Origin of the sequence: Lactobacillus sp. wkB10 (assembly GCF_000760615.1) — a bacterium.
Taxonomy (GTDB): Bacteria; Bacillota; Bacilli; order Lactobacillales; family Lactobacillaceae; genus Lactobacillus; species Lactobacillus huangpiensis.
This window is the reverse complement of sequence record NZ_JRJB01000001.1, coordinates 238,907-251,977: the sequence shown is the minus strand read 5'-3', so window position 1 is coordinate 251,977 and position 13,071 is coordinate 238,907. Positions and strand designations below refer to the sequence as shown.

At 30.7% G+C, this 13,071-nt stretch carries 15 protein-coding genes and 1 other RNA gene; 2 read left to right on the top strand and 14 right to left on the bottom strand.

Features of this window, described 5'->3' with window-relative positions:
• Positions 1 to 30 precede the first annotated feature (30 nt).
• Complete coding sequence (locus LACWKB10_RS01215) at positions 31 to 276, bottom strand: hypothetical protein (RefSeq protein ID WP_034977662.1); 246 nt, start codon at positions 274 to 276, stop codon at positions 31 to 33.
• A gap of 560 nt (positions 277 to 836) precedes the next feature.
• On the opposite strand from LACWKB10_RS01215, the gene LACWKB10_RS01210 reads away from it, so the two are divergent.
• Positions 837 to 1,589: a DUF4393 domain-containing protein gene (locus LACWKB10_RS01210; RefSeq protein WP_034977659.1), complete on the top strand. Its 753-nt coding sequence runs from the start codon at positions 837 to 839 to the stop codon at positions 1,587 to 1,589.
• Between the two features lie 279 nt (positions 1,590 to 1,868).
• Here LACWKB10_RS01210 and ssrA read toward each other — a convergent pair.
• From ssrA to LACWKB10_RS01150, 13 genes are all read right to left on the bottom strand, one after another.
• Positions 1,869 to 2,233: a transfer-messenger RNA gene (ssrA, locus tag LACWKB10_RS09950) on the bottom strand.
• 63 nt (positions 2,234 to 2,296) lie between these two features.
• Entirely contained in the window at positions 2,297 to 3,109 is an 813-nt protein-coding gene (locus LACWKB10_RS01205) for a Cof-type HAD-IIB family hydrolase (protein WP_034977656.1), read from the bottom strand.
• A 271-nt stretch (positions 3,110 to 3,380) separates the two neighbouring features.
• The gene (locus tag LACWKB10_RS01200) at positions 3,381 to 4,565 is read right to left on the bottom strand and encodes an acetate/propionate family kinase (RefSeq protein ID WP_034977653.1); all 1,185 of its coding nucleotides are present in this window, start codon (positions 4,563 to 4,565) and stop codon (positions 3,381 to 3,383) included.
• Between the two features lie 43 nt (positions 4,566 to 4,608).
• Positions 4,609 to 5,610, bottom strand: coding sequence for a class I SAM-dependent methyltransferase (locus LACWKB10_RS01195; protein WP_034977650.1), 1,002 nt, complete (start codon positions 5,608 to 5,610; stop codon positions 4,609 to 4,611).
• A gap of 184 nt (positions 5,611 to 5,794) precedes the next feature.
• Complete coding sequence (locus LACWKB10_RS01190; protein WP_161779299.1) at positions 5,795 to 6,283, bottom strand: ComGF family competence protein; 489 nt, start codon at positions 6,281 to 6,283, stop codon at positions 5,795 to 5,797.
• Between the two features lie 10 nt (positions 6,284 to 6,293).
• Positions 6,294 to 6,539 carry a hypothetical protein gene (locus LACWKB10_RS01185; RefSeq protein WP_034977645.1) on the bottom strand — a complete coding sequence of 82 codons (246 nt, stop codon included), beginning with the start codon at positions 6,537 to 6,539 and terminating at the stop codon, positions 6,294 to 6,296.
• Positions 6,540 to 6,558: 19 nt separating this feature from the next.
• Entirely contained in the window at positions 6,559 to 6,963 is a 405-nt protein-coding gene (locus tag LACWKB10_RS01180; RefSeq protein ID WP_161779298.1) for a Tfp pilus assembly protein FimT/FimU, read from the bottom strand.
• A 7-nt stretch (positions 6,964 to 6,970) separates the two neighbouring features.
• Complete coding sequence (gene comGC, locus LACWKB10_RS01175) at positions 6,971 to 7,309, bottom strand: competence type IV pilus major pilin ComGC (protein ID WP_034977638.1); 339 nt, start codon at positions 7,307 to 7,309, stop codon at positions 6,971 to 6,973.
• Between the two features lie 9 nt (positions 7,310 to 7,318).
• Positions 7,319 to 8,323: a type II secretion system F family protein gene (locus LACWKB10_RS01170; RefSeq protein WP_034977635.1), complete on the bottom strand. Its 1,005-nt coding sequence runs from the start codon at positions 8,321 to 8,323 to the stop codon at positions 7,319 to 7,321.
• Positions 8,289 to 9,263, bottom strand: coding sequence for a competence type IV pilus ATPase ComGA (gene comGA / locus LACWKB10_RS01165; protein WP_034977633.1), 975 nt, complete (start codon positions 9,261 to 9,263; stop codon positions 8,289 to 8,291). The genes LACWKB10_RS01170 and comGA overlap by 35 nt, the downstream gene beginning before the upstream one ends.
• A 120-nt stretch (positions 9,264 to 9,383) precedes the next feature.
• The gene (locus LACWKB10_RS01160; protein ID WP_034977631.1) at positions 9,384 to 9,917 is read right to left on the bottom strand and encodes an NAD(P)H-dependent oxidoreductase; all 534 of its coding nucleotides are present in this window, start codon (positions 9,915 to 9,917) and stop codon (positions 9,384 to 9,386) included.
• Between the two features lie 23 nt (positions 9,918 to 9,940).
• Entirely contained in the window at positions 9,941 to 10,618 is a 678-nt protein-coding gene (locus tag LACWKB10_RS01155) for a flavodoxin (protein ID WP_081945312.1), read from the bottom strand.
• A gap of 302 nt (positions 10,619 to 10,920) precedes the next feature.
• Positions 10,921 to 11,301, bottom strand: coding sequence for a VOC family protein (locus tag LACWKB10_RS01150; protein WP_034977629.1), 381 nt, complete (start codon positions 11,299 to 11,301; stop codon positions 10,921 to 10,923).
• A gap of 1,388 nt (positions 11,302 to 12,689) precedes the next feature.
• Between LACWKB10_RS01150 and LACWKB10_RS01145 the strand changes: the two genes are divergently transcribed.
• Positions 12,690 to 13,031: a helix-turn-helix domain-containing protein gene (locus LACWKB10_RS01145; RefSeq protein ID WP_034977626.1), complete on the top strand. Its 342-nt coding sequence runs from the start codon at positions 12,690 to 12,692 to the stop codon at positions 13,029 to 13,031.
• Positions 13,032 to 13,071 lie beyond the last annotated feature (40 nt).

Below are 13,071 nucleotides of genomic sequence, written 5' to 3'. Positions count from 1 at the left end.
CTGTTCACACGGTATTTACTAAAAGTCTTACTATATATTTTTTGCACCTACATATCTAAAAACAGTTTTACCTTCTAATCCTAATGGATTAAAAGTTAATCTGATTTTATTTTGGCTAAAGTTAAATTCAGTTGCTGCTTTATTGAATGAATAGCCATTATTTATTAATGCAGTAATTTTAGCGTCAACAATTTCTTCTTCATTATTGTTTAGTGATCTTTGAATAGACGTTAAGGTTAAATTGTGAATAACTCCATGAATAGTATTGGTTTCCATTAAAAGCTGATAAAATGAAACTTGTTATGGAGTCAGCCGTCTAGTTTAGCTTTTACTTCAATAAAAATATTTTGTTATCCATCGACTGATTGCATACTAAATCAGGAAAACTAAACGAGAGACTGATATTAAACTTGTGGCCATCTTGTGAAAAAATTTACCAAAATTTGCTCGAAAAATAGTACATTGGTTTTGAGAAAAAGCACAAAAAATAATTTTTTGAGTTTCATGTTTTATAATAGTTTCACCTATTAGAAATAAAGTAGTTTAGTTTCTTTAATAAATTTATATTTTTTTACTACAATTATTATTTAAGTTGATAATAAATCAAATTTTTAATTGAGTTATCTGTTCTTTCCTAATCTTATTAAACTTAGGTTCTTTATTCGCAGAGTTATAAATTTGCAAGCTACTCATAATTCATATCAAACTACATAAAAATGTTCTAGGAACTCATGTGGTAGATCTATTTGTTCTTACATGACTACTATAAAGATTTTTAAACCTTGTTGCTTTATAATGAGATATATTAAAAATTAATTCTTAGGAGAGAAAATTAAATGAACCCCAATTTTTTAAATCAGGTTCCTCAAAGTACTAAAGAACTTTTACTTAATCCAACAGCTAAAAATATTGGTGAAACATTAGGAGAAGTGTCAAAATTCATGCTATGGCCCTTAAACTTTCCGGTTATGTGGGCAAATAAACATATTGAAAAATTCAAAAATGCGATAATTCATAATATTAATAAAATACCTGAAAATTGTCGCGATATTTCCAAACTTAATATAGCAATAAAAACCATAGAAGACTCTAAATATCAAATATCTGACGATAATTTAAGACAAATGTTTGCCAAATTAATTGCAGCTTCAGTTGATAAAAGAAATAATCAGGATATATCTCCCAAATTTTCTTCAATATTATCACAACTATGTCCATCAGATGCAAAACTATTAAAAAGCTTATTTTTTAATCCTGTACTTCCAATACCTACTGTGTCTTATGCTCTTTATGAGGATAAGGGATATTTTTATCCTGTATTAGATCATTTTATTGGCATTAAATATTCTAAAGAGAATATCATTCACGATGAAGCTGGGCTAGATACTTTAACCTCATTAGGAATAATTCAAATAAAAGATAACTTTGAAATTTCAGAAAAGCATATTCAAAAATTTTATCAAGAAATGAAATATTCAGACTATCCGATAAAACCATTAGATAAAAATAGAGAAAGGGATATAAAAATTATAAATGGAATTATAGAATTTACTAGTTTGGGTAAAAATTTTATGAAAAAAATTTTGTAAAGTATTATGAAAAACTTGATTAGTCAGAGAAATCAATAATTTTCAGCCTTGTTACTCCAGTTTCCAAAATGTACTAACTAGCATTGCTTCGAAGAAAACAAGGTAAAAGAAAAATCAAAGCAGTTTATTAAATATTTTATTCTATTTATATACTCCATATAAAAAATGGAAAAGAAACGAAAAAAGGACTAAATAATGCTAATGATAAGCATCGTTTAGTCCATTTTTAGTCCATCATTATGCTTAAATGCGGTAAAGTCAGCATTTACAACATAGATTATATGGAGGTGAGGGGAATTGAACCCCTGTCCAAACGCATTCCGTCACTGACATCTACGATCATAGTTATATTATTTGAACTTCACTAGTCCAAAACGCCATATAACAGGCTAGTATGGACTAGCTAACCTGGAATGACTCTTTTTAACTATTCAGATGAGGTAGTTAAACGTAACTCACTAAGTTGATACTTGAATTCAGACGTGAGTAATCCGAAAACAAGCAACACATACGCCTAAATTAGGCAGCTAATGCGTAAGAATTTTCTTTATTTGCAGTTATAAAACTGTGACGTTTTTACGTAGACGTGACCTACGAACCGCAGTCAATGCGAATCTACGCCTGTCGAATCCCAAAACACCCCCGCTTTGGGTAGAAATAATTATAGCATAATATAGCAATCTTGCCTAATATTATAAAATCACTTTTTATTTATCAAAAACAAATTTGCTAAAAGCTAAGGCTATACCATCTTGATCATTTGATGCAGTTTCAAAGTCAGCTTGTTTTTTTGCTTCTGCAGAACCATTATTCATGACTACTGAAGTTCCAGCTACTTGAAACATTGGTATGTCATTTCGTTCATCCCCAATTGCCATTATTTCTTCCGTTTTGTAATTTAACTTTTGTGCTAAGTACTGTAATGCAATACCTTTATTAACATTGGCATGCATTACTTCTAAAAAATTAACGGCTGCTCTGACAACATAATTATCTTGACCAAAAACATGCTTAACTTCAGCTTCAATTTTATCTAGTTTTTCTTTTTCATCGCCAAAAACGGCTTTGATAACAGTTTCTTTACTTGATAAATCTTGTGGTTTCCTAATCAATATTCCGGCATTGTTTTCCCATGCCTGCGTTACTGTTATTCTACCCACATTCAAATTGCTGGTAATAATTTGACTGTCAGCATTCACAATATTATAAAAAACTTTGTTTTTCTGACTAAATTTGTCAATTGCTTCATAAGTTTTTGCAGACAAACATTTCTCAAGTAATTTTACGTGCAACCCTGTTTCAATTACGGCACCATTAAAAGTTATTACATATTGATTATTGTTATTCAACGCTAATTCATCAATGAATTTTTTAACTCCAGCATAGGGCCTTCCTGAACATAAGACCACTTTAACATTTTTGCTAATTGCTTTTGTAATTGCTTCTCGAGAAGATTCTAGAATCTTACCTTGACTATTTAATAAAGTATCATCAACATCAACAGCTACTAATTTAATCATTTATGTTTCTTTCTATGGTTCTTTCCAATAGTTAGTTATTGTATAGCCTGGCTTCCAAACTTACTTTTCATTATACAGAAATTTTCAAAATAAAAAATTGTATATCTAAAGGGTTTTAAACATTTTTTATGTTAACTGTTAACACAAAATATGTAAATTCTATAACTAAGTCACTTCTAAGATCAGCAAATCAACCTCATATTAGCTCATTTTCAAAGTAAAAGAAAACCGTTAAGAAACTTTCTTAACGGTTCATAATTTTTTGTTTTTATTAATTCAAATGTGCTAATCGAACGACATCACGCTCAATCATTAATTCCTCATCAGTTGGAATAATTAGAGCTTTAATCTTTGAATCTGGTTTAGTAATAAACTTCTCGCCATTGGATTTATTTGCTTCCAAGTCAGGCTTCAAGCCTATAAATTCAAAAGATTTCATCACATTTTCACGAATGCCGGAATCATGCTCACCTACGCCTGCTGTGAAAATAATTGCATCTGCGCCCTTCATTTCCACCATATAGGAGCCAATATATTGGATAACACGATTTACAAAAATAGCTCTAGCGAGATCAGCTTTTTTATCAGAATTATTCTCTAGGTCACGCATATCAGAAGAAATTTCAGAAATTCCCAGCAGACCAGACTTATCATTCAAAATTTCAATCATTTCATTGATATCAATATGGTCTTTATTCATGATATATTGCAAAACAGATGGGTCAACATCACCTGAGCGTGTACCCATAGTTATACCAGCCAATGGAGTAAAGCCCATTGATGTATCAAAGGACTTACCACCTTTAACTGCAGTAATGGATGCACCTGAACCAAGGTGACAAACAATTAACCTTAAATCTTTAACATCTTTACCCAACATCTGAGCAGCGCGTCCTACAATATAACGAACGGAGGTACCATGAGCACCATACTTGCGCACACCATATTTTTCATAATATTGATAAGGAATTGAGTAAATATAATGCACAGGATCTAAAGTTTGGTGAAATGATGTATCGAAAACGCCTACTTCAGGAACACCAGGCAGTAATTTCATAAAGGCTTCAATTCCCTTTCCTTCTGCCGGATTATGAAGTGGGGCATATTCCTTCAAATCATAAATCTTTTGAAGTTTTTCCTTGTCAATTAGAGCAGAATCAGTAAAGTCTTCTCCACCTGCAACTATTCTATGGCCAACACCTACAATTTCACTCAAATCGTTAATCACATGGTATTTCTTTAATGCTTCAAGTAGTAAATTAACTGCAGTTTCCTGATCTGGAATGGCAACATTCTCTGAATGTTTTTCACCATTCTCCAGTTCAATTTCAAAAGAAGAACCGTCAATACCAACTCTGTCAGCAATTCCATTTGCTAAAACCTTTTCTTCAGGTAAAGCAAACAACTTATATTTAAATGAAGAACTGCCTGAGTTGATTGCTAAAACTTTTTTCATAAATGTAATTCCTCCATAAACTTGACTTTGAAATTTTCACAAATCAATCAATGTTTTTAGTATACCACTCATTTAGTTTAACATTAAGCTTTATTAGGTCTTGTTCACTTTTAAATGAATCTAACTTTGTGAGAAAAACTTCACTATTTCTGATATTTTTTCCATGATTTTGAAAGGCCAAAATTGATTTTTGATTAAATTTATTCTGAAAAGCACTGTCGGGTAACTCAATTATTGCACGCAGAAAAACCTTATCAGTTAGCCATGGCATAAAGTCACCACCACCTTTGCCAGACAAAATATTTTGTGGCACAATCAGAAAAGCATAGCCACCGGCTTTAAGATTTTTAATGATCTGTTCAATAAATAAAAGATGAGCAAGCGAATGTCCATTCTCAGATTTGGTAGCAAAATTTTTAGCGTTTTTATCAATTGGATAATAACCAACTGGTAAGTCACTTACAACAACATCAGGGCTTTTAAACATCCAGGGAGTTAGAGCATCCTGACAAAACATTTCAATATCAATATCACTCAAATGAGCTTCAATATCAGCAAAGCTCAACATTTCTTCATCATTATCAATACCATAGAGTTCAAAATCAGACTTTGAGTGATTAGCACTTTTCAACTGATTGACTACAGAAAACAATAAATTTCCAGTTCCAATAGCAGGATCGGCAATTATCAACCTTTCCTTTGGTAAAAGTTTTAACATAAACATTGCAATTACTGTTGAAATCGCTGGAGGCGTCGGCATCTGATTAACATCCAACCCGTCTTCATTAATTGCTTTTAAAGTTAAATAAGTAAAAATTTGCAGCTTTAGCTTATTAGAAAGTCCGCTATAATCTAATTTTTCATATTTTTGACTCAATTCTTGAACCGTTTTTTTGTCGGGAGCTCCCAGTTCAACCTTAATTTGACTATTTTCGAGATTATCAAAAGTTTCTGTCAGAGCTTCACCAAATGAGACATTTAGTGCCTCTTGCAAGCATTTAACACAGTCCAAGAAATTATTAAACAGTTTTTCAATATTATCCATTGCTTATTCCCCTTATCTCTTAAATATTTTAATAGAAGAAAGGTAATTAGAGCAAGAGAATCAATCATTAATTAAGTACTCAATTAATAAAAAATCATTTTCCATGCTTTTTTGATAAACATCTAGATAAAATTGAATAAAAACTAAGCAGGTGATTAATACCAAAATACTGCTAAGAAAAGCATTAGCTTTTAATCTTAGTCTTTTGTTTTCGATCATTTAATACCTTCTCTTTCTCATTTTTTGTCGGTCTTGAATTAAATTTAAAATATAATTCTGATTTTCTGCCGTCTGTTTCTGTAACTTCTATTTTCAACATTCTATCATTGGTTGTAAAGCTAGACCTTTTTACATCTAACAATAGTGGCATATGTCCGCCTTCGGGAGTGGTCACGCGCAACATATTTTTATATTGAGTCAAACGATATATTGTATCTTTTCCTTGCGCATCAATTTTCTTAAAAACAGCCTTTTCAGAATTAGATCTCTCTGGTAAGGTAAATGCTTTTACATTCTGTTTCTCTTTAATAAATCGGTTTAGTTGCACATATGAAAATACTATGTCATCTGTTCGATGCTGAACTTTATTTGCTAGAGTAAGACTTTTTACTAAATTCTGTAAAATTAGAACTACCACAAATGTCACAAACACCGCAAATACTGCTTCCGCCAAAATGAAGCCTTTAGTTTTTAATTTTATATGTCTTTTTTTCTGCCATATCATAAATGCTATTATTACCATTAAGCTCATAAATATGATCGTGGATTAATATTCTTTTTAATCCATGCTTTTTCAAAACACTCCAAGCATATGTGCGATCAGTTTTTTGTTCTACTTTACGCTCAATTATTCTACTTTCTCTGACTGTTAAAGCTAACGTTATGACACCGACTGTTGCGATCATCAAACCAATCATGCTTTCTGCCATTATGAACCCGCTCTTTTTCCTATTTATCATCAATTGCTCGTCCCCAAGTCATTTGCAACTTCACTCTTCGTGTATAGTGATGGTTAGTAACAGTAATTGTGTGAGGTGGTAACGAACCACTAATTGAAATTTTTAAAAAACTTAAATTACTTATACTTATTTGCGGTTTTATTTTTATTATCTGCGGCTTTTTTCCACCAATAATTATCAATTTTTTTGACGGAGGATAATATCTGACTATACTTGTGCGGTTTTGTATAGCTGATCTTCTTGCTGCATGTTCAATAGAGCTTTTAATCTCTTTGACCGTGTTTTCCAATATCAGCTTTTCCCTATATTCATTTATTTTTATAGTGCATAGACCCACTAATCCAAGCATAATAGTGAGGGTAACAACCATTTCAGCTAAAGTAAATCCTTGCAACTTGAACCTATTTAGCATTTCTTTCCACTACGCCATCATTTACTGTATAGTTTTTAGACTTTGAGAATTGCTTTTTCGTTAAGTAGCCATCATCAAACATATTTTGAAAGTTAATTTCTTTACCATTACGGTCTTTATCATCCTCATAAAGTGTAGCTTGAGTTTGCAAGGTTGTTTTAAAAGCATCATTAGTCCTTTCATTAGCACTATTTTTTTGCTTTGTTAAATTTGGTGCAATAATTATAAGCAGCATCACTATGATTGCAACCACTACTACCATTTCAATTAAAGTAAAACCTTTTACTTTATGTTTATTAGATGTAACTTTTGTCAAAATGTTTTTCACTTTTTTCTCCTATATTTCCTGCATCATTGCATACATTGGCAATAAAAGTTTCAAATATAATCCAATAATGCATAAACCGATTAAAATAAAACAAACAGGTTGAACATTTACTATTAATTTTTCAATTTTTTGTGCTAAGTCATTAAAAAGAGATCGTCCTAATAATAAAAATTTCTTACTCAAATCTCCCCTTTTTGATCCAGCTTTTAACAACAATAGAATTTCATTAGGCAAAAATTGTTCATTTTTAATTATCTCTTCCGGACTCATTCCTTTTGCCAGCTGTTTACCAACTTTTGTGCCCACATATTGCTGTAAAGATCCCTTAACTTGCATTGCAGAATAGTCACAAATTTTTTGCAAGGAAAATCCACTAGCCAGTAGTAGTCCTGTATCATAGATCAAAATATATTTCACATAAATTTTGATTAATGGTCCGACAACTGGAAAGTGACTGAGTCTACTCAAAGAGCTATAATCTTGTTTTCTTAGTAACAGAAGTATTCTGCTCATAAAATAAATTAAGCCTAAACTCAAAATTAATAAAAGTAATAACAGGTAGTCTCCAGTATGTTCACCAGATTCAGCAAACTGATTAGATACAAAAGTCTGCATAAACAATAAAAGAAAAATCATCATTAACACTAAAATAAAAGGGTATGTCATTTCAGATTTTAACTTTTTTATTTGTTCATGTTTCAAACGAGTAAGAGTCGCAATTTGGGTAAGACATTCAATTAGGTTTCCCTGTACCATTGACAGCTCAATCTGAGTAGCAATAGTCTTAGAAAAGCCCAAATTAAGCATTTCGAAACTTAGTCTTTTTCCTGACTGAATGCTGTTACTTAACCTATTAAATAAGTTCTTTCTTTTAGGCCATATTATTGGCATCATTTCTAAACTGGTATTTAACGAAAAGCCATTTGATAAACTATTTTGTAAATATTCTAGAAATTCAATCCGTTCTTTATTTGTTAGCTTATCCTGCCTGAAATTGTTCAAAGACCTGTTCACTAATTCTTTTCCTTTCCTTTAGCTTGACCAAATTTTGGTGCCAACTAACATAATCACCTCGTTTATGCTTGCTTATGTCTGCCTGTAATTGATGTCCACTATCAATATCCATTAAGCAGGCAAAACCCGTATTAGTTGGCAGTAAGCGTTGATAGCTAACAGCGGTCAAACAATTATAAAGATCAGCCGCATTAATATTTAGACTTTCCAATCTCGAAATAGTCTGCAAAGTACTTTTGGCATGAACAGTTGCAAAAACAAGATGGCCACTTAGAGCAGCATCTACTGCCAGCCTCGCAGTTATTGCATTTCTAATTTCACCGATTATTAGAATATCTGGTCTATGCCGTAAAGCTGCTTCAAGCAACCTGGAATATGTGATTTCCGCTGTCATGTTAACCTGCGTTTGTAAAAAATTTATTTCATGTATTTCTACAGGATCTTCAATCGTCATAACCATCCGATTTTGACCTATCATTTTTGCCAAGTTATACATAGTTGTAGTTTTACCCGATCCTGTAGGACCACTTGTAACTATTAAGCCTCTTCTTTGAGCCAAAGTTTTCAGATTCTCAATTTGTTCATCAAAAAAATATTTACCTGTACTTATCTGATAAATAATTCTAATTACCAAAGATTCATGATCATTGAAATCTCCAATACTTGATAAACGCAAGTAATATATTTGTCCCTTAAAATCATATTCGAATGCTCCCACTTGTGGTCTACGATGTTCGGCTATATCCATTTGAGCAGCAAATTTTAGAAAATTGATCATTTCTTTGCCTTCTCTTATTGAATATTCAGCCTGATTTTCTATACCCATAATTGTGCGAAATCTCACAACTAGATTAACTCCCCGCATTAAAAAGAAAATGTCACTTGAATGCTTATTTATTGCATCTTCAATTAAAGAATTAACAGCTTCTTTGATTTTCATAAAAACCTCCTTATCTTGCTACCATTATTAATTACGCAAAAAAAGGAATTTTTCTCATATAACAAAAAAAGCTCACACAATTGTGTGAGCTTAACTAAAAATAACTAATGAGAAAGAAAGCTATTTGTTGCTTAAAATATAGTCAACATATCTCTCAGATTCCTTTTTTAACTGTTCATCTGTTAGATTTTGCATTACTCCTTGGAGGATAAAAGGTTTCAGAAATTTTGTCCCAATTAAGTTACTTGTAGCTTTAAAAGGAATAAGCATTTCATCAATGGTATAATGAAAATCACCGTAAATATGATAATTTTTAGCTGGAGCACCAGTAGAAACAGCAATAATCATCTCTTTGCCTTTAAGAGCATTTCCGCTACTTCCATAAGCCCAGCCATGTAGAAGAACTTTGTCTTCCCATTTTTTTAATAAGCTGGGGGAACTATACCAGTACATTGGAAATTGTAAAACTATTCTACCGGCTTTTTCTAACAGACTTTGCTCTAATTCTACATCTATTTTTTCATTTGGATACTTTTCGTATTCATCCCTTACTATCACCTCCTTTGAAGAATTTTTCAGAACTTCTTGTTTCAAAGCTTTATTTACTCGTGAATTATTTATATGAGGATGAAAAATTAAAACTAAAGTTTTCAATATGGTTTCCTTTCTTTTTATGTTTAATATCCTAAATCATGAAGCCAAGAATCTACTTTGGCTTTGGCAGAAGCAGCATTTTCTCCTTTAATTTCAAAGCCTTTTTTCAATTTTGCTTTTGGAAAAACACTATGAATAGTATTTAATGACTTGCCCCAACCTGAACTCGCATTTGTAGAAAAGGGTATTATTGTTTTATTATTAAGGTCGACCTGATCCATAAAAGTCCTGACAATCATTGGAATATCATCCCACCAAATTGGGTAACCCAAAAAGATGGTGTCATATTTAGAAACTTTAGGCAGCTCCCCTTTTATTTTTGGTCTAGCCTTATTTTTTTGCTCCCTTTCTGCTTGACTTACTGTTTTATCATAAGACTTTGGATAAGCTACCCTGGGTTTAATCTCAAAAGTTTGAGCACCAGTAACTTTTTTAATTTCATCAGCGATACGGGCAGTATTTCCTCGCTTTAAATTAACTCCAGGATAATTTTGACCAGATCTTGAAAAATAAACGATTAAAACGTGACTTCTGTTTAAATTTTTTACTTTTTTAGTTGAAACCTGTTCATTTCTTTTGTCATCAGCTTTTTCCTGAGCCTGATTTCTATTTATAAACCAGTACATGCCTAAACCCAGAAACACTAGTATTAAAAGTAAGACCACAATAATTGTAGTTTTCTGCTTTGAAAATTTTTTCATTGATATTCTCCCAAAGTCTGCTTATAAAATTAATGATTGATTCGTTTATCAAATTATAAAAGCTAATAAATATAAGTTAGTTTTTTATATTTATTATTTCTCATTTACATAAAATTTATAGTTTGCCTGGCTTTATTGCCGTTCACCACCTTTTACAATAAAAGTTTAAAGTCACGGTTAATAATTGTCTAATACTTAAAAAGCATGTTTAATCATGCTTTTGTCGCAATAAATCAGAAAATTTTACAAATAAAAAAACATACAATAGTTTGTATGTTCTTTATTTTATTATTTTAAAAAGTTTATATATAATTGGAAATTTCAATTAGATTCTGATCTGGATCTCTAACGTAAATTGATTTTATTTTTCCCTCAGCACCAGTTCGCAAAACTGGCCCTAAAACGATATGTAAGTTATTTTTTTGAAAAGTCTTCAGTAAATCATCAATTGGCTTATCACTGATCAGACAAATATCTCCAGACCCTGGCGTTGGAAATTCAGCTTTAGGATCAATTTCATGTCCCAATTCATGTAAATTAATTTTTTGATGTCCAAGTTTTAAAGCAGTCCGACCATTTTGAAAATTAATTGTTTCTATACCAAAATATTTATGGTAAAAATCAGTAGTTGTTTTAATATCTTTAACTGTAAGTACTAAATGATCAAGTCCAATTATAGCCATATTTGCCTCCCCTTTTTTGCAATTATTATATAATGACACAGAGAAAAATGTTTGGATTTGGTTTTGAGTGTTTGTTTCAAACAAAAAAAGCAACACTTTCGTGTTGCTTTAATCCATTAAATACCTATTCTTACTGCGATTTTAAAAACATACTTATTTAGATAGAAAAATTTTTTATTATATGAATAAACACTAGGAATAATAAAATTAGATCTTCACAGATAATGAGTTGATATTTAAGGTTGAGACTTATTGGCATCACTTCCCTTTCTATTTAATAATTTCAGAGGTAAGCATAATTAAGTCAAAAAGCAATAAATTTTTGTTCTTAAATTAAAATTACTATTGGTTTTTAACTGAGTTAAAGGAAAAACTCTGTCAGATTCAAGTCTTTTTTGTAGTCTCAATTACCAATTTCTCATAATAATATAAGTGAGTGCTGCTTGCATATAAGTTTTTTATTAAAACCATTATTTAAGCATTATCAAGATTTAAATAGGGTTATCCCCAATTTTCAATTTTTCATTATGGCAAACTATTTATTAATATTTAAAAATATATTATTTTATTATTAATTTTAACCAAAAACAAAAGACAATTTTACCATTAACTTAATTCTACATTTTTCCTATATGTATCTATAAACTTCACTTAAAAATTAAACCCATCATCGGCTATTACGCCAAAAAAAGTTAATCCATTTTTTCAAGTTTCATTTTTCATAGCATTTATTTTTAATGAAGATAGCATCTTAATGTCTCTTTATTCCCAAATTTTTACCTTATCATCTACCGTTATAGGTGTTATAAAAAGAGACTGATAAATTTTAGCTATAATAAATACATATATAATATTTTTTGATAAAATATTGATTAGCAATCTAAGTTGTAATCAAACAAACCTGATTACAGCCTAAGCCAACTATTAGAATTGTTACAATTCAAAAATTATATGCTAGGTAAAATGAATATGTAAAAATCCATTAGTTGTGATTGCTAATCAATACATTGCAACAAAACATTTTTTATTGCTATTTTGTCTCTTTGTATATATCATTAACAAAGAAGTAAAAACTACAAAAAATTTTTTCTTTAGCCCAGATATTATTAAATATGAACATTTTAATTGAACATATTTTATTTAGGCTACTACTAACCTCCCGTTTTTTTAAAATTGCAACATTTGATATTGCTTTTTCTACTACCACAAGTGATACTATATAAGTATATAAAAAAGTAGTCGATGTTGAACGCAGACTACTAAATTAGTTAACACGATGATAAAAATCATGCCGACCACTATGTGGATGCTTTTATTATATTACCATTTATGATAGCGGTCAAGCACAAATACAATCATTTGTGATACTTTTTTAAGGAAGAATTTGAATGAATGTATATTCGCGTATTTTTGATACCGCTAAAAAACATGGCATGTCTATTAAAGAACTTGCTAGAAAAGCCCAAATTGGTGAAAATAGTATTTATAGGTGGAAAACTATTAAACCTTCCACGCAATCTTTGACTAAAGTAGCTCGAGAATTGCATGTTTCTACTGATTATTTATTAGGTCAAGAAAAAGGTAGTAATAAAAAAGACTGCCTAGATATAGCTAATAAAAATGCTCAGTTATTATATGAAGGTCAACATGTACCCGAAAAATATGTCAACATGCTCCGCTTTATTATGGAAGAAGATCGCGCAGAAAAAACTAAAACTCCCGAAAATTAAGAAAAAAAAATTCCCCAGAATTGACTAGTCAATTCTGGAG

What these genes read in the sequence shown, in the direction of transcription:
- LACWKB10_RS01200 (WP_034977653.1), bottom strand. Translation starts at nt 4,565, where the DNA reads ATGAAAAAAGTTTTAGCAATCAACTCAGGCAGTTCTTCATTTAAATAT.
- LACWKB10_RS01185 (WP_034977645.1), bottom strand. Translation starts at nt 6,539, where the DNA reads ATGGCAGAAAGCATGATTGGTTTGATGATCGCAACAGTCGGTGTCATA.
- comGA (WP_034977633.1), bottom strand. Translation starts at nt 9,263, where the DNA reads ATGAAAATCAAAGAAGCTGTTAATTCTTTAATTGAAGATGCAATAAAT.
- LACWKB10_RS01195 (WP_034977650.1), bottom strand. Translation starts at nt 5,610, where the DNA reads ATGGATAATATTGAAAAACTGTTTAATAATTTCTTGGACTGTGTTAAA.
- LACWKB10_RS01210 (WP_034977659.1), top strand. Translation starts at nt 837, where the DNA reads ATGAACCCCAATTTTTTAAATCAGGTTCCTCAAAGTACTAAAGAACTT.
- LACWKB10_RS01155 (WP_081945312.1), bottom strand. Translation starts at nt 10,618, where the DNA reads ATGAAAAAATTTTCAAAGCAGAAAACTACAATTATTGTGGTCTTACTT.
- LACWKB10_RS01150 (WP_034977629.1), bottom strand. Translation starts at nt 11,301, where the DNA reads ATGGCTATAATTGGACTTGATCATTTAGTACTTACAGTTAAAGATATT.
- LACWKB10_RS01145 (WP_034977626.1), top strand. Translation starts at nt 12,690, where the DNA reads ATGAATGTATATTCGCGTATTTTTGATACCGCTAAAAAACATGGCATG.
- LACWKB10_RS01215 (WP_034977662.1), bottom strand. Translation starts at nt 276, where the DNA reads ATGGAAACCAATACTATTCATGGAGTTATTCACAATTTAACCTTAACG.
- LACWKB10_RS01205 (WP_034977656.1), bottom strand. Translation starts at nt 3,109, where the DNA reads ATGATTAAATTAGTAGCTGTTGATGTTGATGATACTTTATTAAATAGT.